General features: G+C 50.3%; 21 protein-coding genes. 9 read left to right on the plus strand and 12 right to left on the minus strand.

Features of this window, described 5'->3' with window-relative positions:
• Nucleotides 1-66 precede the first annotated feature (66 nt).
• Entirely contained in the window at nucleotides 67-546 is a 480-nt protein-coding gene (locus tag ACWAU0_RS17500) for a DnaJ domain-containing protein (protein WP_225893096.1), read from the plus strand.
• Between the two features lie 486 nt (nucleotides 547-1,032).
• A complete protein-coding gene (gene rpoS, locus ACWAU0_RS17505) occupies nucleotides 1,033-2,013 on the plus strand; it encodes an RNA polymerase sigma factor RpoS (RefSeq protein WP_033156312.1) in 981 nt (326 codons plus the stop codon).
• A gap of 75 nt (nucleotides 2,014-2,088) precedes the next feature.
• On the opposite strand, the gene ACWAU0_RS17510 is transcribed toward rpoS, so the two are convergent.
• Nucleotides 2,089-3,324 (minus strand): hypothetical protein, encoded by a 1,236-nt coding sequence (locus ACWAU0_RS17510; RefSeq protein WP_033156311.1) that lies wholly within the window; start codon nucleotides 3,322-3,324, stop codon nucleotides 2,089-2,091.
• Nucleotides 3,318-4,820, minus strand: coding sequence for an exopolyphosphatase (ppx, locus tag ACWAU0_RS17515; RefSeq protein ID WP_033156310.1), 1,503 nt, complete (start codon nucleotides 4,818-4,820; stop codon nucleotides 3,318-3,320). The genes ACWAU0_RS17510 and ppx overlap by 7 nt, the downstream gene beginning before the upstream one ends.
• 118 nt (nucleotides 4,821-4,938) lie before the next feature.
• Between ppx and ACWAU0_RS17520 the strand changes: the two genes are divergently transcribed.
• Nucleotides 4,939-5,844, plus strand: a complete 906-nt coding sequence (locus ACWAU0_RS17520; RefSeq protein WP_033156309.1) for an ABC transporter ATP-binding protein — start codon at nucleotides 4,939-4,941, stop codon at nucleotides 5,842-5,844.
• Nucleotides 5,841-6,605 carry an ABC transporter permease gene (locus tag ACWAU0_RS17525; RefSeq protein WP_033156308.1) on the plus strand — a complete coding sequence of 255 codons (765 nt, stop codon included), beginning with the start codon at nucleotides 5,841-5,843 and terminating at the stop codon, nucleotides 6,603-6,605. Before ACWAU0_RS17520 ends, ACWAU0_RS17525 begins: the two co-directional genes overlap by 4 nt.
• Before the next feature lie 4 nt (nucleotides 6,606-6,609).
• On the opposite strand, the gene ACWAU0_RS17530 is transcribed toward ACWAU0_RS17525, so the two are convergent.
• The 3 genes from ACWAU0_RS17530 to fliK all read right to left on the minus strand — a co-directional run bounded on the left by ACWAU0_RS17530 (nucleotide 6,610) and on the right by fliK (nucleotide 10,056).
• Entirely contained in the window at nucleotides 6,610-7,344 is a 735-nt protein-coding gene (locus ACWAU0_RS17530; RefSeq protein WP_051669878.1) for a helix-turn-helix domain-containing protein, read from the minus strand.
• 62 nt (nucleotides 7,345-7,406) lie between these two features.
• On the minus strand, nucleotides 7,407-8,411 hold the full coding sequence (locus ACWAU0_RS17535; RefSeq protein ID WP_101052282.1) for a class 1 fructose-bisphosphatase: 1,005 nt from the start codon (nucleotides 8,409-8,411) through the stop codon (nucleotides 7,407-7,409).
• A 139-nt stretch (nucleotides 8,412-8,550) separates the two neighbouring features.
• A complete protein-coding gene (gene fliK / locus ACWAU0_RS17540) occupies nucleotides 8,551-10,056 on the minus strand; it encodes a flagellar hook-length control protein FliK (protein ID WP_033156306.1) in 1,506 nt (501 codons plus the stop codon).
• A 293-nt stretch (nucleotides 10,057-10,349) separates the two neighbouring features.
• Here fliK and ACWAU0_RS17545 point away from each other — a divergent pair, with 293 nt between their 5' ends.
• Entirely contained in the window at nucleotides 10,350-12,284 is a 1,935-nt protein-coding gene (locus tag ACWAU0_RS17545; protein ID WP_458137429.1) for a hypothetical protein, read from the plus strand.
• 279 nt (nucleotides 12,285-12,563) lie between these two features.
• On the opposite strand, the gene ACWAU0_RS17550 is transcribed toward ACWAU0_RS17545, so the two are convergent.
• Both ACWAU0_RS17550 and ACWAU0_RS17555 read right to left on the minus strand, forming a co-directional pair.
• Nucleotides 12,564-13,145: an ANTAR domain-containing response regulator gene (locus tag ACWAU0_RS17550; protein ID WP_033156304.1), complete on the minus strand. Its 582-nt coding sequence runs from the start codon at nucleotides 13,143-13,145 to the stop codon at nucleotides 12,564-12,566.
• Nucleotides 13,146-13,147: 2 nt separating this feature from the next.
• Nucleotides 13,148-14,626, minus strand: coding sequence for an MFS transporter (locus ACWAU0_RS17555; RefSeq protein ID WP_033156303.1), 1,479 nt, complete (start codon nucleotides 14,624-14,626; stop codon nucleotides 13,148-13,150).
• Nucleotides 14,627-15,057: 431 nt separating this feature from the next.
• Between ACWAU0_RS17555 and nirB the strand changes: the two genes are divergently transcribed.
• The 3 genes from nirB to ACWAU0_RS17570 are packed head-to-tail and all read left to right on the plus strand — an operon-like array spanning nucleotide 15,058 to nucleotide 18,899.
• Nucleotides 15,058-17,598 carry a nitrite reductase large subunit NirB gene (gene nirB, locus ACWAU0_RS17560; protein WP_101052283.1) on the plus strand — a complete coding sequence of 847 codons (2,541 nt, stop codon included), beginning with the start codon at nucleotides 15,058-15,060 and terminating at the stop codon, nucleotides 17,596-17,598.
• Complete coding sequence (gene nirD / locus ACWAU0_RS17565; protein WP_033156301.1) at nucleotides 17,598-17,978, plus strand: nitrite reductase small subunit NirD; 381 nt, start codon at nucleotides 17,598-17,600, stop codon at nucleotides 17,976-17,978. The genes nirB and nirD overlap by 1 nt, the downstream gene beginning before the upstream one ends.
• A gap of 3 nt (nucleotides 17,979-17,981) precedes the next feature.
• Nucleotides 17,982-18,899: a PhzF family protein gene (locus ACWAU0_RS17570; RefSeq protein ID WP_033156300.1), complete on the plus strand. Its 918-nt coding sequence runs from the start codon at nucleotides 17,982-17,984 to the stop codon at nucleotides 18,897-18,899.
• Between the two features lie 3 nt (nucleotides 18,900-18,902).
• Here the strand turns inward: ACWAU0_RS17570 and ACWAU0_RS17575 are convergent, their stop codons facing one another.
• The 5 genes from ACWAU0_RS17575 to ACWAU0_RS17595 all read right to left on the minus strand — a co-directional run bounded on the left by ACWAU0_RS17575 (nucleotide 18,903) and on the right by ACWAU0_RS17595 (nucleotide 23,805).
• On the minus strand, nucleotides 18,903-19,418 hold the full coding sequence (locus ACWAU0_RS17575) for a metal-dependent hydrolase (RefSeq protein WP_458137430.1): 516 nt from the start codon (nucleotides 19,416-19,418) through the stop codon (nucleotides 18,903-18,905).
• A gap of 61 nt (nucleotides 19,419-19,479) precedes the next feature.
• Nucleotides 19,480-20,844: a cell envelope integrity protein CreD gene (creD, locus tag ACWAU0_RS17580; protein WP_458137431.1), complete on the minus strand. Its 1,365-nt coding sequence runs from the start codon at nucleotides 20,842-20,844 to the stop codon at nucleotides 19,480-19,482.
• Between the two features lie 161 nt (nucleotides 20,845-21,005).
• The gene (locus ACWAU0_RS17585) at nucleotides 21,006-22,253 is read right to left on the minus strand and encodes a hypothetical protein (RefSeq protein ID WP_033156297.1); all 1,248 of its coding nucleotides are present in this window, start codon (nucleotides 22,251-22,253) and stop codon (nucleotides 21,006-21,008) included.
• 198 nt (nucleotides 22,254-22,451) lie between these two features.
• Entirely contained in the window at nucleotides 22,452-22,799 is a 348-nt protein-coding gene (locus tag ACWAU0_RS17590; protein ID WP_033156296.1) for a hypothetical protein, read from the minus strand.
• Between the two features lie 127 nt (nucleotides 22,800-22,926).
• Nucleotides 22,927-23,805 (minus strand): HDOD domain-containing protein, encoded by an 879-nt coding sequence (locus tag ACWAU0_RS17595; protein ID WP_445369330.1) that lies wholly within the window; start codon nucleotides 23,803-23,805, stop codon nucleotides 22,927-22,929.
• Nucleotides 23,806-23,893: 88 nt separating this feature from the next.
• Here ACWAU0_RS17595 and prmB point away from each other — a divergent pair, with 88 nt between their 5' ends.
• Nucleotides 23,894-24,823, plus strand: coding sequence for a 50S ribosomal protein L3 N(5)-glutamine methyltransferase (prmB, locus tag ACWAU0_RS17600; protein WP_458137432.1), 930 nt, complete (start codon nucleotides 23,894-23,896; stop codon nucleotides 24,821-24,823).
• Nucleotides 24,824-24,825 lie beyond the last annotated feature (2 nt).

Below are 24,825 nucleotides of genomic sequence, written 5' to 3' on the forward strand. Positions count from 1 at the left end.
TGGCCGTATTCTAAGTTATTATGGCGCTCGTCGGTTAAAGCGTTTGGAGTACGGGTGATACGAATAGTGATATTGTTGGCATTGGTACTGGCAGTTTTAATGCTGCCGGGATTTATGAAGCTACCAGCCGAATTGCGCAGCAAACGACTTAAACAACTGGCCTGGGTTGCGATTGCGCTGATTTTGCTTGTACTGATGCTGAGTGGAAAACTTAGCGGTCTGCTGGCGATATTTGGCGTAATATTCGCGTTTTTAGTGCGCTCGATGCCGCTAATATTGAGGTACGCGCCGCAGCTTCATAGCATTTGGTGGCGGTTCAAAGCCGGCAATCCGCAATATGGTAAGCCTGGTCCTGGGCCATCTCGACAAGCGGGTATGACAACAACGGAAGCTTTTGAGGTTTTGGGGCTTAATCCCGGCGCCACGGAAGAAGAAATTATTCAGGCCCACCGTAAACTCATTTCGCGCTTTCATCCTGATCGAGGCGGTTCAGATTATTTGGCGGCCCAAATTAATCAAGCCAAAAAAACATTGTTAGGTCGTTGAGAAGCACGATCAGAAAAAGCTCCTTTCAGAATTGTATGTTCTTGCAGTTCTTTTAAATATATGTGATGCGCATCACTTTCTTATTTTCATAATTTAGAAGTGGTTCGGATTTTAGTTTGATCTTGCTGATTTTAGTCGCAAAAATGACCTGAGAGGTCGCTGTGAATAAAAATCAAAAAAGAGATGTGGACCACAAAAATATCAGTAAATTCAATTTATAAGATAAATCTTTTAAAGTTATACTGGCACTCGCCGTTAAGGTTAGTGCCCTCGATTAGATCGGATCGGAAATACACGAAGAGGCATGATGTTGTTAAGAATGACCTATTGACTTAATTGGTTTTGGCAGTGAGCAATATCGGTTTCGTTGTTGGGTTTCAATCTTATCTGCATTTAAATAGTTTTAAGGGATTAATAGTTATCTGGCGAGACACGTACCAATAAAAATAAACGATTCCGCAAGCCAAAATACCTGGGAGATTAATCATGATGGAAGAAACGATAGATGTAATTAAAGATATGGATATTCCAGATTTCATTTCTTTTGATGATGTCGATGAAGAAGTTGTCGAAATCGATCCGAACGAAACCTTTAAGCTGGCCGAAATAGAAAGTAACGAATCGCAAAATGAGAGTACTTTCGATGCCACCCGAGCGTATCTGAATGAACTCAGTAAATCCCAACTGTTAACTGCGGATGAAGAAAAAATCTACGGCAGACGAACTCAACAGGGCGATCCACAAGCCCGAAAAATTATGATCGAAAGCAATTTACGCCTGGTTGTGAAAATTTCCAGGCGTTATTTAAATCGCGGGCTCCCTTTACTCGATTTAATCGAAGAAGGTAATTTGGGGCTGATCCGCGCAGTGGAAAAGTTTGATCCTGATCGTGGCTTCAGATTTTCTACCTATGCAACCTGGTGGATCAGGCAGACCATAGAGCGTGCAATCATGAATCAGACTAGAACTATTCGCCTGCCGATTCATATTGTTAAAGAAATGAACATTTATTTGAAAGCGCAGCGGAATTTAGCGCAACAGCTTGATCACGAGCCGACTGTCGACGAGATTGCGCGGCATCTTGATAAACCGGCTAAAACCGTCAGTAAAATGCTGAAACTCAACGAGCGTGTCACATCTGTTGATGTGTCATTCGGTAAGGACTTTGACAAACCCCTACTTGAGACAATTTCCGAAGAAGAAAGCCGTAATCCTGCTGAAATCTTGCAAGACGACTTTATCCAAAATAACGTCACCTACTGGGTCTATCAGCTTGCCGAAAAACAGCGCGAAGTCATATGCCGCAGATATGGTCTTTGCGGCTTCGAAAACGCAACTCTGGAACAGGTGGCGCTAGAATTGGGTGTCACTCGGGAAAGAGTTAGGCAGATACAAATGGACGGTTTGAAGCGTCTCAAAGAAATTCTTGAAAGTAGTGGCTATTCGTTCGAATCGATTTTTAGCTAATACTAAAATTTAACAGGCGGCAAACCAGAGTAGTGCGACTTTGTCAGATCTGGTTTGGGTGCCTTCTGTAGGTACTTATAATCGATACACCGGCAAGCCGTTAATCCTGTCGTCGATTAGTTGGATCAGTTCGTTGTATGCAGAACTTCCTACCGAATGAAACTTGCTAACAAATGTCGCTTCGTCCATATGTTCCGGTAAATCCTGTAATTCCGGGATAATAGACGAATAATCTTTAGTGCTAGACATTATTCTTTGTAATTCCCTCGCTTTCTCGGTTGATGCTACTGCTATTTGACCAAATCGAGTCCCGGCTCGATCAGCTGTCAAATCAATGAAACTGAAGCCGCTACCTTTTTGCGCATCTCCCAGTTCTTTATCTATGCCTATTTGCTCGCCGAGTAATGAGGAATCAAGAATTGCCAATAATGCCGAAGCAATAAAATGCTGCGGTATATCCACTCGCTTATAAGCAAATACAGGATATTCCTTGCTGTAAACCAAGCCAAGCGGCAGATAGCGGCGTAAGTCCTGTTTATAGATATAGCTGCCGACAGCAATGATGATCGCGCGATTTTCCTGAACGGCGTCCTCCGTCGGTGTTTGTTGATACGCCGTCAAAAATAAAGGTTGCAACAAATCAGTAATAGATAAGCGCCAGCTAGGATCATGTTGGCTGACGATTTCGTTGATTTGCTGTTGATAACGATGCAGGTTTGGGTAATCCCGATGCTTTTGGATAGCCAATTGCTTTGCCGCGTCGACGATGGATCCTAGATAACTGATTTCCAAAGCTTGCGGGCTAATGCGGACTTTCTTGACGTATAGGCTCAACAATTGCCAATGCTGCTCTAGCGGCGTGTTATGCACGATAGCGGGAATCAGGAGATTTGCGGCGGGATCGGGAATGGAAATTTCACCAATTTTCAAAGACTTGATAAAAATGGCGTCATCTACCTGTCGTAGATTAAAACTAAAGTCCAAATATCTGCCCCAGGGGCTTTTAGGGACAAATATCGCTATCTGAATCATCAATCTGTCATCTACAATCTGAATTTGCGTCGTATTTTCCGCAAAATGGTTTAATAGATAACTCACCGCAATATTCAAGTCCTTCTGGTCCAAACTAACGGTTTTAATTTGGCCTCTTTCCTCCGGTGCCACATGCAATAACTGCTTCGCGCGCTGTATGTCTTCGCGGTTCAAACCCTGATGGATTTTTAGCAACGGCGTATCGTCGATTGCGAAAAACAGTAAGCCTACGAACAATATTGCCAGCGAAAGGAGGATGTAAAGTAGAAATTTCAGCATTGATCGAAGATCAAATTAAAACGAGCCTCCTTGAGGTAATACATTTCTTGTTTGAGATCAGCATGCGTCAGGGGCGCTTGTTCCAGCCAATTTTCCGGAAAATCGATTTTTATATCGTGGCGATTAATCGTGATGCTAAAGTCCGGGCGTTTACTATTACGATTGCGGTGCAGCAAAGCGGCCAGCCGAAATACTACTGCCATGATCGGCGCATGTTGGCGCCAAGGAAACGGCAAATCCTCAAAACGGCTTAAATTAAGCTTCTTGCGGTGGCTGCGCACCAACTTAGACAGCAACAGTTGATCTTGTTTGGAAAACCCCGCCAAATCGCCATTTTCGATAATATAGGCGCTGTGCTTGTGATACTGGCTATGGGCAATCTCAAAGCCGATTTCATGGAGTTCCGCCGCCCATTCCAAAAACTGTAAACTGGCAGGATTGTCGTTAAAGCAAGGGTGGTCGTCTAATTGCTGAGCGATGTAACGTAAGGTTTCTTTGAGCTGTTGGCTGTGTGATGTGTCGGTGTGGTAACGTGCGGCAATGGTCTGGCTAGTCTGCGAACGAACGTCATCGTTGTAAATTCTACCGAGTAAATCCTGCACCAGACCTTCGCGCAATGCGCCATCCGAAACCGTCATTTGCTGAATATTCAAGGTCTTGAACGTGGCATAAACAATAGCGACCGCGCCGATAAACACCGGCCGCCGCTCGATACTCAAGGCTGGAAAGCTGATTTCGTCGATCCGATTCAGTTTTAAGAGGTGGGCGACCAACTGTTCCAAGCCTTCATTGGTGATGTCGTTATTGCTCCAGCCCATGGTTTGTAACACATTGCTGACCGCCTTCAGGCTGCCGGAAGCGCCAATGGCTTCCTCCCAGTTTTTGGCATTGAACATATTCTGAAAGGGTTCGAGATGTTGCTCGGCAAACAGCACTGCCTTACGAAAGGCCTTTTTGGTCAGTTCGCCGTTTTTGAAAAAGTTCTGGCTAACAGTGACGCAGCCCATGTTCAGGCTTTCTTTAGTGTGGGCAATATCATCCCGGCCGATAATGTACTCTGTGCTACTGCCGCCGATATCCATCACAAAGCGGTTGTTGGCATTGCTGCCCAGGCTGTGGGCCACGCCTTGGTAAATTAAGCGCGCTTCCTCAATGCCGGAAATGATATGAATCGGATGCCCCAGAGCTTTTTCGGCCTTGTTGATGAATTGTTGCGAGTTTCTGGCGATGCGTAGCGTATTGGTGCCGACTATGGAGACGCTGTTGGGTGCAAAATCCCGGATGCGGTGACCGAAGCGTTCCAGGCAGGCTAAGGCGCGTTCTTGCGTGATCTGGTCGAGATTTTTATGTTGATCCAATCCCGCAGCCAGACGCACCATTTCTTTCAAGCGGTCGATGGTTTGCAATTTGCCGTTGTGCAAGCTGCATATAATCATGTGAAAACTGTTGGAACCCAGATCGACGGCAGCAACACTGGTCGGTATTTGATGTGGCAAGAGTCTAATCCTGTTCAGGCTGCTGAGGAGCGGTGAATTCTGATAAAATCCGAAAGCTTTATTGGCGCATATTTAAATAGCGCGTCAATTTCTTTGCCCCGGATTATAACATCAGAGCATGACGGCTTTATCCATCCAAAACCTAAAAAAGACTTACAACAACGGCTTTGCAGCCTTGAAAGGCGTGGATCTCGAGGTCCAGCGCGGCGATTTTTTCGCGTTGTTGGGTCCTAATGGCGCCGGCAAATCGACCTTGATCGGCATCATCAGTTCGCTGGTCAACAAAACCAGCGGATCGGTCAGCATCTTCGGTCACGACTTGGATAAAGACAATGTCGCCGCCAAAACCTGCATTGGTGTGGTACCGCAGGAAGTTAACTTCAATCAATTTGAAACCAGCATGAGCGTGGTGATGAACCAGGCCGGCTATTACGGCATTCCACGTAAGCAAGCCTTACAGCGCACCGAACAATGCTTACGGCAAATGGAACTATGGGATAAACGCGACGTAGTTTCCCGACGTTTGTCCGGCGGCATGAAGCGGCGCTTGATGATAGCCAGAGCCATGGTGCATTCGCCGCGCTTGTTAATATTGGACGAACCCACCGCCGGCGTGGATATTGAAATCCGCCGCTCGATGTGGGAAATGATGCAAGACGTGAACAAACAAGGTACCACCATCATTTTAACTACCCATTATCTGGAAGAAGCCGAAAGCCTGTGCCGGAATATCGCCATCATCAATAACGGACAAATCATCGAGAAATCGGCGATGAGCAGTTTGTTGAGCCGCTTGCACACCGATCATTTTGTATTGGATATATCTCGCCCATTAACTCAAGCACCGACAATCGATGGCTGTGAAATTGTGCTGAGTGCCGATACTGTGTTAGACGTCGCTGTGCCGAAAAGTCTCGGTCTAAACCGTTTATTCCAGGCGCTATCTGAGCAACATATCGAAGTCCTCAGCCTGCGCAACAAGTCCAATCGACTGGAACAATTATTTTTGGATCTGGTGCAATGAACTACTCAGTCGCTTTTTTGACGATTTTGCTCAAAGAAATCCGCCGTTTCACTCGGATTTGGCCGCAAACGCTGCTGCCGCCGGCCATTACCACGGCACTGTATTTCCTCATCTTCGGCAAATTGATTGGCGACCGCATAGGCCTGGTGCATGGCGTCAGCTACATGGACTACATCGTGCCCGGCATTATTCTGATGTCGGTGATCAGCCATTCGTATTCCAATGTGGTGTCTTCGTTTTATTCCACTAAATTCCAGCGCCATATCGAAGAACTCTTGGTGGCACCGGTACCGAATTATGTGATTTTGGCCGGTTATGTCTGCGGCGGCATCGCGCGCGGGGTGTTGGTTGGCGTGGTGGTGGCGGGGATTTCGATGATGTTTACCCATACTACGATTTTGCATTGGGACATCGCCGCTGCGGTGTTTGTGCTGACTGCAACCTTGTTCGCACTGGCCGGCTTCATCAACGCGGTGTTTGCCGATAGTTTTGATGATATTTCCATCATTCCCAACTTTGTACTGACGCCGTTGAGTTACTTGGGCGGTGTATTTTATTCGGTAGCGATGTTGCCGGGAATATGGCAAAAAATCGCGCAAGCCAATCCGATTTTATACATGATCAATGCCTTTCGTTACGGCATGATCGGGGTCAGTGATGTCGAGATCGAACTGGCTTTTGCGATGACGGGTGGCTTTATCGTGTTTTTAACTGCCCTGAGCTTGCTGTTGTTGCACAAAGGTATCGGTATAAAAAATTAGTAGCTTATTCCAATGGCACCAACATATTGCGCAAGGCGGTAATATCTTTGATTGCGATAAAGCGGTTCTGCACCACGATCAAATTATCGTCCTGGAATTTTTTCAGCAGGCGGCTCACCGTTTCCAAGGCTAAGCCTAAGTGATTGCCGATTTCTTGGCGGGTGAGTGACAATTTAAATTCAGATGATGAAAATCCGCGCCGTTTCAACCTTTCAGATAAGCTGATCAGAAAATAAGCCAAACGCTCTTCCGCCGGTCGTTTGCTCAATACCAGCTGGTTTTTGTCCTCCAGCATTTTCTCGCCGGTATGCCGAAACAATTCGCGCGTCAGGCTGGGCATGTTCTTGAACAAATCTTCCATATTGTCGGCCGGTAGGATGCAAAAACTCATGGTTTCCAACGCAATCGCCGCGCAGCCGTGCTTTTCGGCGGAGAGACCGTCGAAGCCCAGTAGTTCGCCGGGCAACAGAATATTCAATATATGCTCGTTGCCATGGCTATCGTTAGCCACCAACTTGGCGCTACCGGACTTTATTGCCAGAATACCGCGGAAATTGTCGCCTTCGCGGTAGATAAAGTCGCCGCGTTGCAAGGTTTTACGGGCCTTGACGACTTGGCTGATGTTATTAATTTCGGCTTGCGATAAACCGCGCGGTAAACAAATATTATCCAGACTGCAATTAACGCAACTGACTTGATTTTTAATCGGCTCAGGGGCTTGAGTTTTCAATGAAAGCATAGTGTTGGGTTTGATAATTTGCCGCTTCTCAAGGAAGCGGCGACATAGCAACGGATTACCGGTTAATCTTGTTGGTGATAGGCAACTATCCGTTCTACTTCGGATTTAGAACCTAAAATCAACGGCACTCGTTGGTGAATACTGCTGGGTTTGAGATCTAAAATTCGTTCGCGACCGGTGGAACACAGCCCGCCGGCTTGTTCGATGATAAATGCCATAGGGTTGGCCTCATACATCAGTCGTAGTTTGCCGGGCTTGGAAGGATCGCGTAAATCGTGCGGATACAGGAATACCCCGCCGCGCGTGAGGATGCGATAGACTTCAGCGACCAGCGAAGCGACCCAACGCATATTGAAATCTTTGCCGCGCGGCCCGTCGACGCCGGCGACACATTCGTCAATATAACGCTTCACCGGCGGCTCCCAGAAACGTTGGTTGGACATGTTGATGGCAAACTCGCTGCTGTCCTCGGGAATTTTCATATTGCAATGGGTCAGAATGAACTCGCCGATATCCTGATCCAGCGTAAAAGCGTTCACACCATTGCCCGTAGTTAGGACCAACATGGTGGAAGGACCGTACAACACAAAACCGGCGCACACTTGTTCGGTGCCTTTGCGTAAAAAATCCTCGGTTTCCGGCTCAACGCCTTCGCGGCAGCGCAGAATCGAAAAAATGGTGCCCACAGTCAGGTTAATATCGATATTCGACGAACCGTCCAAGGGATCGAACAACACCAGGTATTTGCCCTTTGGATATTGTTTGGGGATTTTGATCGGATCGTTGATTTCCTCCGATGCCATGCCGCCCAGTGAACCGCTCCAGTCCAAAGCCTTGACCATGATGTCGTTGGTAATAATATCCAGCTTTTTTTGCACTTCGCCCTGCACGTTTTCGGATTCAGCACTGCCCAATACGCCAATTAAAGCGCCGCAATTGACCCGGTGGGAGATCTGTTTGCACGCAGTCACAATGTTATTTAGCAGCAGCGTGAACGTACCGGATGCTTCCGGTAGCCCGCGCTGCTGCTCGATGATGAACTGGGTCAGGGTAACTTGGTGGGACATGCGTTAATTCTCCATAGCGTTGGCTAAAGTAAGAAGTTGTTTCGGCAGCCACGGCAGTCTAGTGCCTGGCTTGGTGAGTAAGTTGTTTGCCGGTTCGCGGCAGATTTGTTTATCCAATTGCTGTATTCCGGTCCCGGTATCAGACTTTTTCGCTCAACAGACTTTGCGGCGGGAGCGTTTGTGGATGGGTTTGCGAGGGTTTCCCTTGTTGAACATCCATAAATCCGGGTATTAATCCTTTTTGTTCGAACTGTTGTCTTAAATAGTCCAGACGCGCATTGATTTTGTCCACGGTGCTGGTGGACTCGCTCCAGAAACGGGTGTTAATACTGCCGTCGTAACAGGAGACCTTGCAGTGTATTGTAGCAAGTTCGGGAGGGGTAATGGTAATGCTCACTACCCAGTTCTTTTGGCCGTTCTCACTGTTGGCTTGTTTGTCTTGTTCCACTATCAGCTGCAATGTTTCCGGCTCGGCTTTGTTGAAGAACGGTAATTCCAGCATCCAAACCTGTTTTGGCGAATCGTCCCTGGGCAGCGAATTGAGTTGATCCAAGGTCAATTTGGCCAGATTGCCCTGGGCCTTTTGCAAGGTTTCTTTCAGTAGTTCGCTTGCTGTCTGCTGAGCCGCATTTTCATCCTTAGGCACAGCCAGCTCCAAGCCCAACTGCGCAATCAGCTTGCTCAGTTTTAATTTAAAATCGTCTGGCAACACGAATGACGCGGGTTTTGCCTCTGCCTCGACCAAATTGCGTTCCATAAACAAGCCGGATTGTGCGATGGCTTGCTTGAGAGTGGCCGGTTCGAACAGCTTGGTTTTGTCCGGAATATGCTGCAATATTTCGTGGGCCAGTTGCTTGAGTAATTGGCCTACGGCTTTATCGCTTTCGGCAGGCTTTATCAGAGGCGCCAGTTGCGCCAGAAATTGTTGCGGCGGCACTTGAACGGGCAATAACTGCTTGAACACCGTCGCTATCTGTTCGTCAATAGAGGGTGCCGGTAACGATGCGCTCAGCACTGGGCGCTCACCGCTCTTGAGAATTTGTAAATCTATGCGGCTACCGACGGTTAGCGTGGACTTAGCCGCCGGATCGCTCCATTGCAGTTGTTTGCTATCCAATACTGCTCGGCTTTCGCCGCCAGGCAACGCTGTGCTTTGGGTTTGCTTGGCATCACTCGGCTCCGGCGTCAGTTGCACCGTTAGCGTATGTTTGCCGATATTCAAAATTTGCGCCTGTACATGGTCACCGGGGTTTAATGTGGCTAGCGGGTTGCTGGCTAGAGGTGCTGTTGCAGGCGCTGGAGTGGTCGGGGAGGGCAGTAATTTGAGTAGTTGTGCTTCGGGCGGCGCTGAGTTTGAGGTATTGGGCGTTTGCGATGGTGGCGGGGCGATAATTTTTAGCTCCGGGGTCGGCAAAAGTTTCACCACTTGCAACTGCAAGGTCTGGCCGGGTGGCAAAGCCAATGCTTGTTGGCTCTGCAAAGTCATGGTTTTATCGGCGACGCTGACAGTCAGCGTGTTCAGCATGACTTGATTGGTAATGATTTTGGCGTCTAACACTTGATTCAATTTAAGCTCGGCAAGCGGCGCGCTCGACTTGTTCAAAGCCATCACAAGTTTCGCATCTAAAGGCAGCTTTATATCCATGACATCCTCACCTCGCCGCAACCGGGATTTACGCTTGTTCCGCGCAATGTTCGCGGTGTGGCTAGAGTACTATAAAAAACTCACCCTTACGATTCGCTGTGGTAAGCGTTTTGGCAAACTTTTTCGGTGTTCGCCCATAAAAACCTGATGCCACCGCTCAGGTAAGCATACATGTATCAGAAAATAAGCCATGTGTTAGGCCAGAGTCTGTAAATACTTTTATTTTTAAAGAACTTGACAAGCCACTTGCGCGCACTCTAGGCTCAGTTGACATTCAACTGGGGGAGTGAGCCATGAAAACGCTGCAATTGGGTTTTATCTTTACGGTTTTTTGGGTTAATGCCGCGCTGGCGGTTAGCGTGACGCAACGCGCCGGCAATAATTTTCGTACCGCGGCCAATAATCAAGAGTTCACGCTGAATAAAACTAACGTGAATACCGAGCAATTCGGGCTGCTGCGCACTTACGATTTCAACGCCAAAGTCGAAACCCAGCCCTTGGTGATTGAAAAGGGCGCCGGCGCCGATGATTTAGTGATCATCACCACCATGAAGAATGACGTCATCGGCATTAACGCCCGTACCAACGAAACCGTCTATAAAGTTAAACTCGGCCCGGAAATCAGCTCGCAAGACATGGATATGTGGAAACACACGCCCACCTGGGGTATTTCCGCCACGCCGATAATTGACCCTGCCACCAACACACTGTTTGTCGCTTCCTGGCAAAAGAAGAACAACGACAGCCGGTTCCGCGATTACTGGGTGTATGCCTTAAATCCGCTGAACGGCAGCCAAAAAAGTAAACCGGTGCGTATCTTCGGCAAGTCGCAGGAAGGCAACGGCTGCTGGTTTAACGACGCCGGCGCGACATATAAGCAAAATAATCAAACCAAGCAATATGTCTATCCCAAACTACGGGCCGGACTGGCGTTGACAGAGAACAACGGTTTGGTCATGGCATTCGCCGCCAATGGTGAATCGCTGATGGGCGGCCGGAAAAATCCGCATGGTTTCGTAGTGGCTTACGACACTAGGGCCTTGCTCGGCCAAGCCGGTTTTTCCAAACAAGCGGCGATATTTTGCGCCACCTCATTCAATTCCTGGGGCGCCGGCATCTGGCATGCCGGCGGTGCGCCGGTCACCGAAGACGACATGATTTATGTCGCCACCTCCAACGGCACTTCAAATAACGGCGATGTCGATCTGGCCGAAAGCATGATCAAACTCCGTTTCAAACCCAGCGTCGGTGGTGCGCGGCCCGAACTGGAAAAGGTGGATTTTTACAAAGCGTTTTTGGATGAGCGCGTTGCCGGCGACAAGTGTTTATGGAGCGACAATAACTCCGAAGTGTCCTGCGGCAGGGCACAAGCGCATGCCGCCGGCGCAGACTGGGATTTCGGTGCGGCCGGGCCGATGCTGTTGCCGGGTTCCCGGCTGCTGTTGCAAGGCACCAAAGACGGCATCATTTATTCCTTGGATAAACTGAATTTGGGCCGGAACGACCGCTTTAATCAATTGATGTCCAAACCGCCGTTGGTGGCCACCTACTTTGCGGGCGGTGTTCAGGAAAACTGGGACCGGGCTCAGCATCTGAATCGTAGCCTACCGTGCCCGGCATCCGGACATAGCGATCACGGCTGGTTCGTGCCATGCGGCGACCCGGAAAACAACAAAATGCACCACATCCATTCACTGGCCTTGGCGCAACGCGATCAGAGCGGCGGCATCGTCTATGTTTGGGGCGAAAACTCGCGTTTAAAAACCTATAACTTTTCCACCGTAGACGGTAATTTGCCGACCTTCCGCGCCGAAGCTGATGACCTGGCCTCGGTGGGTGTCGAATCGCCTGGCGGTATGCCCGGCGGCTTGTTGATGGTATCAGGCAAACCGTCCACAACTAATAATTTTGCGCACGCCATCGATTTCGATTCGGCCGTCGTTTGGGCGGTATTTTCCAAATTCGGCGATGCCAATAAGGAGTTCGCCGAAGGTCAGCTGATTGCTTACGATGCGACCACGATAGAGCCGGGCAACAAGTTGAAACGCTTATTTCGCACCGGCGACGACAATAACGGCGGCTTAGGCAAGATGTCGCGGATGATTCCGCCGGTGGTGGCGAATGGCCGGGTGTATGTGATGATTTATCGGGTCGGTACCTCAGACTGCACCGTGCCGGACAATCAATTACCGGTTTGCAGTCAGTTGAAGGTGTACGGCTTGAAGTAATAATGGGGACGATTTTTTCAGCGACTCAAGCACATTTCGGCATCATCTTCACCGAAATAGGGTGTTTGCAGACGCAGCGGTAAAATTTGGTATTGACGGCATCGTAGATCAAGCTGCGATGCCGGACTATTAACCCGCAGTTATCTGTCGCGGGTATTCCTTTCGGGCTGAGCGCTTCGAAGCCGAGGCTTGTGTATCATTCGACAGGCCCAGTACTCTCGAGGGCCGGGTAATAAATAATGACCTGATGTATAGCTGCCGCGACCGCTCTGCAAGTCGTCATTTGTTGAACAACTCCGCCATTGATATGACGTTCTTGGCCATTTCACCGATGGCGATGTTGCGGTCCATCGCCAGTTTGCGCAAGGCGTGATAGGCCTGGTCTTCCGTGTAACCTTGCGACTTGATTAAAATCGCTTTGGCACGATCTACTAGCTTGCGATCTTCCAATTGAGTCTTGGTCTTTTTTAATTCTTCTTTTAAAGCATGTTGTTCTTTGAAACGCGCTATGGCGATGTCGATGATGGCCTTGATGCGTTTCGGATCCAAGCCGTCGACTATATAAGCACTGACCCCGGCTTTGATGACCTTGTTGATGGTCTCGGTTTGCTGATCTTCGGCGAAAATGACGACCGGCAGCGAACAGTTATGATTGATGTCAACGATGGTGCGCAAGACGGCCTCGTTAGGGGCGTACAAATTCAAAACCACCACGTCGGGGTTCAGGGTCTGGACAATTTGCATCATGTCCAGTTCTTTAAGTTTCAAGGTTACCACCTCACAGCCGTGCTGGCGCAAGCTGGTTTCCAGCAAGGGTTCGCTGTCGAATTCATCGACGACCAAGACATTAAGCGCTGCCATGTTCAATCCAGGGCGATTTTCAGCAAAGAGCCGTCAGGCATGATTTCGGTGATGTAGTTTTTAGGTTCTTCCAGGTAGTAAATCAAACCCAACAACAGAAAACAGGACAGGCCCAGAATCAAGAAAAATTGCCCGGTGGAGACGAAGGTCAGCAAAATCAAATAAACGATGGCGCCTGCGTTACCGTAAGCGCCGACGATGCCGGCCACTTCGCCGGTGATGGCGCGTTTGATCAAGGGGACGAACGCGAATATCGCGCCTTCCGCCGCTTGCATGAATATAGAGCAAAGCAAGGTAACCGCCACCGTTGCCAGGATAGTCCATTGCGCAGAAATCATCGCCATCAAACAATATCCGCCGGCCAGGCCGGCCACGAATAAATACAGGGACAGTTTGCGGCCAATCTTGTCGCTAAGCCAGCCGCCGGCTGGCCGGGCGATGACGTTGGTTACCACGAAACTGGAGGCCAGAAACCCGGCATCCAACATACTGGTGCCTTGGGTTTCGTTGAATGTCTTAAAGAAAAACATCGGCAGCATCGATAAAACGGCCAGTTTGGAGCCGAAGGTAACCAGATAGGCTATCGCCAGAATGAATACCTGTCGGTATTGATAATGATGGATGCTGGCAATCGGTTGGCTGAGGCGGTCGGCGTTGTTGTTGACCAATTGAAACACGTGGATCAGGAACAGTAGCCAGACGACTGCATGAATAGTCAGATTCCAGCCGTCGGTTAGGACCGGCGTGGCCGGCGTGGACAGTTTCCAGGCTAATAAGGAGATGGTCGCGTACAGGGGCACCAGACTCAGCATGTATAAAAATAAGTCGCGGATGCTGGTGACTTCCATCGCCATGGGTCGGCGGGTTTTCAGGGCGGCAATTTCCGGCGGCAGGTTTTCCACGCTGAAATAATAAATCACCGAATAGATCAAAGCGATGACGCCGGTCAAGGCAATCGCCGAACGCCAGCCGTGTTCCGCGCCGAAATAAAATGCCAGTCCCGGCAGGAAAATCGCCGCAACCGCCGACCCGAAATTGCCCCAGCCGGCATAAATACCTTCTGCGGTGCCGACTTGGCTGGCCGGAAACCAGTCGCCGATGATGCGCACGCCCACCACGAAGCCGGCGCCGATAAAGCCCAGTAAAAACCGCGACCAGGCCAGTTCGGTGAAGTTTTCGGCCATCGCGAACATGAAGCAGGGAATGCTGCAAACGGCCAATAACACGCTGTAACTGATTTTCGCGCCAAATCTATCCACCAGCATACCGGTAATCACCCGAGCAGGAATGGTCAGCGCCACGTTCAGCAATAACAGGATTTCGATTTGGGTTTCGCTGATCCCCAGATCTTGCTGGATCAGTACTAACAAAGACGCATGATTGAACCAAATAACAAAGCTGATGAAAAACGCGATCCAGCTCATGTGCAGCACTTTGGTCTTGCCGCGCATGGATAGTAATTTAAAAGGCGTAAAAGACATGAATGATCCGTGGTTGTCGTTCCTTGGTCTTTTTTAGCAGTTTATATGCCAATGATTCAATAGCGACAAACCCGGCAATTCGCGATCAGATAGCCCCATAGTGGTGCAAGTAACCGGTTTTTTTGCCTTATTTGAGTGCGAATTTTGCGAAAAAAATAATGTCTGGCGGCGGGAAGCGGCGTTTTTAAAGGGTTTTTAATGTTGGCATAAATTTTGTTAAAGATTTAGCAAGTCTCGTCGTTAGACTTTACCCCCGTATTAAACCTGGACAAAGGCGTCCTGCTTGAATGAGTCAATCATTCGAACAGGATGCCTTTTTTTTTGGCTGCGAAAAAGGGCGGTAGCGACCAGACAGTAGCTCCTTGAATCGCCTTACCGCCACTAGGCCGTGTAGCGCGTTTGCATAAATTCTGAGTAAACAGAGGCCCCTGATGAATATGAAACAAACCCTGGTTGTTATCGGCAACGGTATGGTAGGCCAGAATTTTCTGGCTGGATTGGTCGCTAGCAATGCGAGAGATCGCTATCGGATTGTCACATTCTGCGAAGAGCCAAGAGCGGCTTACGACAGGGTGCATTTGTCCGAGTATTTTTCCGGGAAAACCGCGGCCGATTTGTCTTTGGTGGAAGACGGCTTCTTTGCCGAGCACGGTATCGAGATTTATTTAGGCGACAAGGCGGCCAGTATCGACCGGGAGCGTAAGCAAGTCACCTCTGCCAAAGGTGTAATAGTCGATTATGACAAACTGGTATTGGCAACCGGCTCTTATCCTTTCGTACCGCCGGTGCCGGGGCATGAAAGACCGCAGTGCCTGGTGTATCGGACCATTGAAGATTTGGAAGCGATGAAAACCGCGGCAGCCAAATCCAAAGTTGGTGTAGTCATCGGCGGCGGTTTGTTGGGTTTGGAAGCGGCCAAGGCTTTGAAAGACTTAGGGCTGGATACGCACGTGGTCGAATTTGCGCCGCGCTTGATGGCGGTACAGCTCGACGAAGGCGGCGGGGCGATGTTGAAGCGCAAGATCGAAGCGCTGGATGTGAAAGTACATTTAAACAAAAACACCACACTGATCGACGACGGCACCGAATGCCTGCATAAAATGAATTTTGCCGATGGCGAAACGCTGGAAACCGACATCGTATTGTTCTCCGCCGGCATCAGACCGCGCGACGACATAGCCCGTGGCTGCGGCTTGGAAGTGGGGCCGCGCGGCGGCATAGTGATCGACAATCAGTGCCGTACCTCCGATGCAGATATTTATGCGATTGGCGAATGCGCACTGTGGAACGGGCAGATTTTCGGTTTGGTCGCACCGGGTTACGCGATGGCGCGTACCGTGGTTGCTGATTTGGCAGGCGAAGCAGGCAGTTTTACCGGTGCCGATATGAGCACAAAACTAAAGCTGATGGGCGTCGATGTGGCTAGCATCGGTGATGCGCACGCCAGGACCCAAGGCGCGATGGTGTATACCTATCAAAACGGTGCCAGTGAAATCTATAAACGCTTGGTGGTTAGTCAGGATCAGAAACGGCTGTTGGGCGCGGTTTTGGTCGGCGATGCGTCCGCTTACAGCACTTTGTTGCAATATTGCTTGAACGGCATCGAGCTGCCTGAGCATCCGGATTCTTTGATTTTGCCGCAACTTGCCGGTGAATCGGCCGGTCTCGGGCCGGATGCCTTACCCGCATCGGCGCAGATTTGCTCCTGTTACGATGTCAGCAAAGGCCAGATTTGCGGCGCAATCGAAGCCGGTTGCACCACGCTCGGCGGCCTGAAAGCCGAGACCAAGGCCGGCACCGGTTGCGGCGGGTGCTCCGCGCTGCTGAAGTCGGTATTGGATTGCGAATTGACCAAGCTGGGCGTGGAAGTCAGTACTGATATTTGCGAGCATTTTCCGCACACTCGCCAGGATTTGTATAACCTGGTGATGGTGGAAGAAATCAAAACCTTCGACGAATTGCTGGACAAACACGGCAAGGGTTTGGGCTGCGAAGTCTGCAAGCAAGCGGTCGGTTCCATCCTGGCTTCACACTGGAACGACTATATTCTGAAAAAAGAACATATCGGTTTGCAGGATACCAACGATATTTTCCTGGCCAATATGCAAAAAGACGGCACTTATTCGGTGGTGCCGCGCGTTGCCGGCGGGGAGATTACCCCGGATATGTTGATCGCAATAGGCCAAGTCGGCAAAAAATATCAGCTTTACACCAAAATTACCGGTGGCCAGCGTGTGGATTTGTTTGGCGCCCGCGTGGAGCAATTACCGGCGATTTGGCAAGAACTGATCGATGCAGGGTTTGAATCCGGCCATGCTTACGGTAAATCCTTGCGTACCGTCAAATCCTGTGTCGGCAGCACCTGGTGCCGGTTCGGTGTCGATGACAGCGTCGGCTTGGCGATAGAGTTGGAAAATCGCTATAAAGGCTTGCGCGCGCCGCATAAAATCAAGTTCGGCGTCTCGGGCTGTACCCGCGAATGCGCGGAAGCGCAAGGCAAGGACATCGGCGTGATTGCTACCGAGAACGGCTGGAATTTATATGTCTGCGGCAACGGTGGCATGAAACCGCGTCATGCCGATTTGTTTGCCACCAATCTGGATAAAGAAACGCTAATCAAATACATCGACCGGGTGTTGATTTTTTATGTCCGCACCGCCAACCGGATGCAAAGGACTTCGGTATGGATGGAAAATATGGAAGGCGGTTTGGACTATTTGAAATCGGTGGTTATCGAGGATCGGCTGGGTATAGGCGCACAATTGGAAGGGCAGATGCAGCACGTTATCGATACCTATCAGTGTGAATGGAAAACCACGCTGGCGGACGAGCAACGCCTGAAGCGCTTCCGGCATTTCGTCAACAGCGATCAAGCCGACGACAACGTGGTGTTTGTCGAGGAACGCGGCCAAGTGCGGCCAGCCAACGCGCAAGAACGTAAACATTTCAAATTGATCGAGGAGGCGGCATAATGAGTACGTGGATAGATGTGTGCGGCATCGACGATTTGCAAGCCGATTCTGGGGTGTGTGCCTTAGTAAAAGGCAAACAAGTCGCGATTTTTTACCTGCAACGCCGGCAGGAAGTCTATGCCATCGGTAACTTCGATCCGTTTAGCCACGCCAACGTTCTGTCGCGCGGTATGATAGGCGACATAAGCGGCGAACCGATGGTCGCGTCGCCGATGTATAAACAGCATTTCCATCTACGTACAGGTGTGTGCTTTGAAGATGCCGGCGTCAGTGTGCCGGCCTATCAAGTACGCCTGGAAAACGGCAGAGTCGCCGTGATGCCGGCGTCGTCGCCTGCGCAACAAAAATCGCCGTCTTTGGCTGTCTGTGAAATGGAGTAAGGTGTGAACTACCAATATTATATCGCTGATGTCTTTACCGACCAGATTTTCAACGGTGCGCAGATAGCGGTATTACCGAAGGCCGACGGCTTGAATGCCGAGCAAATGGCCAAGATTGCCAAAGAATTGAATCTGTCGGAAACGGTATTTCTTTTTCACAAAGCCGATGGCAATAAGCACCGGCGGATGCGCATATTTTCCCCTTTAGGCGAAATCAATTTTGCCGGGCATCCGATTATTGCCGCAGCCTACGTGTTGGCTATGTCCGGCGGTGTAGCGTTAACCGAACCGCTGACTAAACTCGAGTTCGAACAAAATATCGGCGTTATTCAAGTTAATCTGTCCAGTCAGGATGGCCAACCAAGCTTGGTGCAATTTAGCCGTAGCGTCGATTCGATAGTCGACCGCTTTGCGCCCAGCGACGATGAAATTTGCAGTTTCTTAGGCTTGCAGCTTGCGGAGCTGGATCATAAAAAATACTCGCCACGCCTGGTGTCTTGCGGGTTTCCTTATTTAGTAGTGCCGGTTTGGAATGTCGAATCGGTGCGCAAAGCCCGCTTTAATTACGCGGCTTGGGCGCAATCCACGGCACCGCAAACCGCGGCGCAGGAAATCTTGCTGTTTTGCCCGAAATCATCGAGCCCGGAAGCGGACTTCAATGCCCGCTTGCTGGGACCCAATATCGGCATCCATGCCGATCCGCCGGTCGGCAGCGCGATACCGGCGTTTTGTTGTTACCTGTGCTCGTTTGAACACACTCAGAAAGGCACCCACACTTTTGCGGTGGAACGCGGTGATCTAAGCACTCGCCGCAGCTTGATCCACTTGGAAATGGATAACAAAGGCCTGGAGAACTTGACCATCAGGGTCGGTGGTCAAGCCGTGTTGTTTGCCGAGGGAACGATCCATCTTCCGGATTAAGGTTTATTCGACCAATTCGAGCCTATTTAACCGACGCCTAAACCATAAACCGGTAGCCCAAATTACCAGCAAAATTTCCAGCACAAAGGATCTGTGCAGCAGAAAATTCAGCCGCCAATCCTGGTAGACACTGGGCACCGTAATCAAGGCAAAAGGCTTGTTTACGAAGGGGGCCAGCCAGTAGATATTGGTTGAAATATAATCCAGCACCATATGCAACATACCGTTGCCGGTAAAAATCAGCGCCAACACCGGCAGCTTCTTGTGCCGGCAATGCTGAAAACACAGGATCGCCAGCGTTAATAACAGCAGCCAGACGCTGGGAAAGTGACTGAAATAACTGTGATGTGGGTGAGCGCGGTGGTCGAAACCATAAAAATAAATCATATCCAGATCGGGCGCGATGCTGCCGAGCATGCCGGCGCGCAGAAAATTTATCCCGGTGACCCCATATTTTGCAAATCGCCTAAACAGCAGCGTCGATACGATATAGCCGGCCGGAAGATGAGCAACAATCATAACTACCTCGATTTTGTTGCTCGGAACGCTGCTTAGAGCCAACGCCCCGAGCCGGTGGGATTTAAATGATTGCCGAGTTATCGGCAGCGGATTGACTCAGTCCATACCAATCCAGGCGCCGCGTGGTAACCATCGCCAGGGCCAACAAGACAAACATCAGTAAAGATCCGAGCATCAGCGCGTTATCCTCTGACTCCAACAAGCCATACAAACTTCCGAACAAGCCGCTCAGTAAGGCGCCGGCGCTAATACCGCGTTTGGCGCTGCGCAACACTGCACTGAGATAGAAGCCGATCAGTATTACGCAGGCAGCACTGGCGATTAAATACGCCAGCACAAAGTCCAAATGCTCCGACAAACTCAACAGCAGCAGAAAAAACATCGCCAACGCCAAACCCACCAAGGCGTATTGCGCCGGATGAATCGCCAGATTTTTCAGAATTTCGAACAGAAAGATGGCTGCAAAAGTCAGACAGACGAACAGGAAGCCGTATTTACTGGCTCTATCAGACAAGGAATAGACATTAATGGGTTCCATCAAACGTATACCAAAGCTGTCGTAACAACTGATAGCCTGGCACTTACCAAGACTTTCGGCGACGTTCGACGCCAGCGCATCAACCGACCATAACGCATGAAAACCGGCCTCGCCGACTTGCTGGGTTTGCGGATCAGGCAGAAATCGGCCGTAAAAGCTGGGGTGCTGCCAGGCTGAGGATAATTCCACGCGGGTTTGCTTGCCGGCCGGAATAAAATCCAGCGATTCGATGCCGCGTATTTTTAGCGTGAAAGCAAACGGTATGTTGATGGCGCCGAACTCGACCGGCGGTGCATCCAATGACACGTGCATGCCGTTGGCTTGGTGCATGGGTAACTCCGCGCCTTGTTCGAAGGCATATTGCTTGCCGCCCCATTCCATGCCCGGCGCTTCCAGTACCCCGCGCATATCTGCCAGCACGACGCTGGCGTAAGGGGTGCCGAAACTGATCTGGCCGTTATGTAGCGGCTTGGGATTGCCGTAAGCACCGGGCAGTTTCATATCGCCTTTGATGCTGACATTCAGTACATAAGAGCGCACTTTGAACAGGCCGCGCTGCTTGGTTTCCGTAGCAAGCTCGCCGGTTATATTCAGGTGCTCGGGAAGAACATACAGCAGCCGATTATCGACACGTTCGATTTGTTCGCGCTTGGGTTGACCGTCCTGTTTGGTTTCGATAATCTCGGTCCAGCGCTCGGTGTAAGGTACAGTCAACAACGGGCCGAACAATTGCTGGGGACCGGCAGAACTGGCGGCAATGTCGCTCACCGCCTGTTGTTGGCGTTCGGCGCGTTCGCCCACCAGATTTTTTATCATGCCTATCGGTATCAGCAGCACCAAAGTCAGACCGAACATTATGCAGATCTTTTGCCAGAGTTTTTTTTGCATCGCGTTTATTCCGTGGAGTTAAAAGACGATGAACAGCATGCACCGGCACGGTGAGCGGATGATGGTGGGAATGTGAAGCGAGGGTGAAGTGGGCAGGACTGCCGTGAGGGGTAATGCGAGGGGGCGGGTATGGCTAAGCCTTCAGCCATACCCTAAAAAGCTTAATCAATGGTTTCCACCCAGTGACAGCGCTCTTTGACGATAGGTGCGGTGTGTTCGTTAGCGATGCCTTTGGCGATCAAGGCAATCACCCGGTCGTCCGTATCGTAGCCGATATGGGCATCCATCGGATTCGCCAATTTACCCAAGCCAAACGCATCATAAACCCTGGCGACGTTGATATTGATATTGGTGACATTCACGCATAATCGCGAATCCAGATATTTATTCACGAAATCGTGCGGAATGGCATAGCTGAGTAAATCGTTGGGGTCGCTAAACGCGATCACCGAAGTTTTCGCCATGATCCGTTCATTGTATTTGGCGCCGTCGGCTTGGCAATAAGTGTCGGCATGATTCGCGACTTCCGGTAGTGCCCGTCCCAATTGCAGCATGGGCAATTGGTTGGACATCATGTAAATAGGTATCTCTTTATTCTTTAAAACATTGGTTAATGCGGTGTAGTAACTGGCCGTTTCGCCGTTACCCAGTTTCGAGGCAATTTGTTGCAAGCCGTCGATAGTGATGCGGCTACCCAAACTGTGGGAGATGAAGGCGTAGCTGTCGTTGTAAAACGGTGTGACGTTCTTGGTGGAGCAGGTTTGCTTGACGTCGTCCGGCAGGTTGTTCCAGTCGCCGTGGATCATCCAGCAGAAGGATTGCGCGAATGCCGACAAAATATCCTCGCGCTTCTCGCCCAGATAAATGATGGGGTCCGGTCCGGTATCGTTCGAGAATTTTTTTAACAAATCGTTGACTTCGGCGCGGCGAAACGACTGCTCTCCGGAGTTATCGTAGGACAATACTTCTTTTTCCTTGGCACTAATCTCCGACCAAGTTAGCTCGTAAAACAGCATTTCCTGGGATTTATTGGCATCCAGATAACGGTGGATACGCAAATTGCCCAGTGGTCGCTCAAGGCCTTTTGCATCGGCCAAGCGGATATTTTTGACATTTTTGCTGGTGACGGTCAGATCAAGTTCCTTGGCCAGCTTTTCCATGAACTGGGTGGAGTAACCCGGCAAGTGGTTGCCGACTCCGTGCACCATCAGCAGCTTCATTTTCCGGTCATGCACTTCCAGTTGCGGTTTGATGCCTTCGAATTTATCGCCTTTGATTTCGCAAATGCGGGTGTCTTCGGCTTCCTGCTTTTCCAGAATGGCTTCGGTAATCCCTTTGCCGAGACTGGCGCAACCGTTTAACAGCACGCTGATCGCCAGTATCAGCAGCTTGATGTCGATTTTTTTCATGGCTTGGGTAGTGTTTATTGCTAGAGAGTGGTGGTCTGGGAGCGCAGCCCCCGCGTTAAGCGAATGGCTGCTGCATGTCATGCGGAGATTTTATGATAAATCCCGGTTGCTCGGGAGGCTTAATCGGGGCGCGAATTGTAAACGCTGGTAAAAATAACGTGTCGGCCGCAGCAACTGCAGCTTGCAGTGCGCGCCAGCTTATTCTTTATCGAGTTTTTTCTTGGCTGCCTCGGCTTGTGCGCCGATTTTTTCGACTGTTTCCCGATATTTGGCCTGAGCCTGATTGGCGTGGTCAGCGATGATGCCGTTATCGGTGTTGGCTTCTTTGATCAAGCATTCGAAATAATCGCGGGATTTTTGTTGCCAGGCGTTGATCGCCGCAATGCTTTTATTGTAGGCATCGATATTGCCGGCATCGATAGTAGGTGACTCGGGCACGGCGCCGCAACCGCTGGGTTGCCAACTGCCGTTGGCCAGGCTACCGGCTTGCGCGGGGTTTGCAAATAGGGTGGGCAGCAAGGCGGCGATTAATAATGTATGTTTCATCTAGCTAACTCCTTTGGTAAGAAAAAATCCAAGAATACTCAGGGTTACGAATTACAATTTGCGCAATTCAATCAGGGCCGAATTATTCCGCAACTTGAGTGGATTGCCAACGCTGGCGCTGAGCGGTTTAACTCAACATCTGCCGGATATGTTCGATCTCATCTTTCGCCTGGTCGAGTATATTGATACTTAAATCCGCATCCAGATTGCCTTTTGCCAATTTTTTATAAGCCGGCAATTCGTCCAGCTTGGGCATTTGTTTGATGTCTATCTTGCCGATGAAGCTGTGCAATTGCGAAATCATGACTATGTCGCTGTAACTGGCGGTTTCGCCGCTGTCGCGGTGCCAGTTCTCGGCATGAATGATCACGTCTTCAAAGTCGCTGGGAAAATCCCATTTGCGGATAATTTGCACGCCAATCGGGCTGCGCAATTCGCGCACCGCTTCAGCCAAGTCGCCCGGATTAGCCACAATCTCCGGTTGCCGGTCGGCGTAAGCCAGAATCGGCACCACGCCAATATCGTGAATCAAGCCGGCCAACATGGCCCGGTCCGGATCGAAGCCGGGCGTTTTATGGGCAAATACCGCGCTGATCGCCGCCACGTAACTGCTATGCGCCCAAAGCTCTTGCATCTTACGGCGAATCACCGGTGATTTGGCGTTGAACACCGCTTTTAACGCGAAGGCGGTAATAATGTCCTGCGCGGCTTTCAAGCCCAAACGGGTCAAGGCTTCCGGACAGCTTTCGATCTTGCGCCTGCCCCGGTAGAGCGGACTATTGGAGATTTTGACCAAGCGCGCAGTAATACTGGGGTCGATTTGCACGACTCGGGCGATTTTATTGCTGTTGGCGTTGGGTTCGTTAATTGCCCGGCGGATTTTTACCGAGACATCCGGGATGGTCGGTAACGCCAAGGAATCGGATTGCATATACTTGAAACAATCCTGATATAGACGATTTTTTGCCAGTTTAGCGGATAGCGCTTGAGAATGGGCCTCGGTCATTTACTGTGCTTTATTCGGGCAAGCGGCGGGGGATTGGTTTAAAATCCGCCGCTGCATTTTTAAACGTATTTTTAAGTATAGACACGCTATGAACATAACAGGTCCGGATGTTATCACAACCCTCAGCAGCATCAGAGACTATATTCGCTGGGCTGCCAGCCGGTTTGCCGAACATCAGATTTTTCTGGGCCACGGCACGGTCACGCCTTTGGATGAAGCCGCGGCGATTGTGTTGCATACCTTGCATCAGCCTTACGATTTGGATCACGGCTATCTGGATTCGGTGTTGACCATGACCGAACGCCAGGCGGTGGTGGCGCTGATAGAACGCCGCATCGTCGAACGTAAGCCGTCCGCCTACTTAACTCATGAAGCGATATTTGCCGGCCTGTCTTTTTATGTCGATGAACGGGTCTTGGTACCGCGTTCGCCCATCGCCGAACTCATCGCCGAACGCTTCGAACCTTGGGTGGAAGAAACCCAAGTGTTCAACATCCTGGATTTATGTACCGGTAGCGCTTGCATCGCTATCGCCTGCGCTTATGCCTTCCCGGATGCGCAAGTGGATGCAGTGGAATTGTCGGACGATGCCTTAGCGGTAGCGCAGATCAATATTGAAAAACATGATATGGATGGCCAAGTCCAACTTTATCAATCCGATTTATTCAACGATTTGCCGGCCAAGCCTTACGACATCATCGTCAGCAATCCGCCTTATGTTGCTATCGCCGAATGGGAAAGCTTGCCTGCGGAATTTCATGCCGAGCCCGAGATGGGTTTTACCGGCGGCGAGCACGGCCTGGATCTGGTATTGCGGATTTTGGTTGACGCCAAACGCTACCTGGCGGAGCAGGGCATCTTGATCATCGAAGTGGGCAGCAGCGCCGAAACCTTGCAGGAAATGTTCCCGGACGTGCCGTTCCAATGGTTGGAATTCGAGCGCGGCGGCGACGGCGTATTTCTGCTGACCGCCGCACAAGTCTCTCTTTATCATTCACTTTTTGTTAGCGCTTTATAACC

The sequence above is a fragment of the Methylomonas sp. Uni0009 genome, assembly GCF_054188105.3.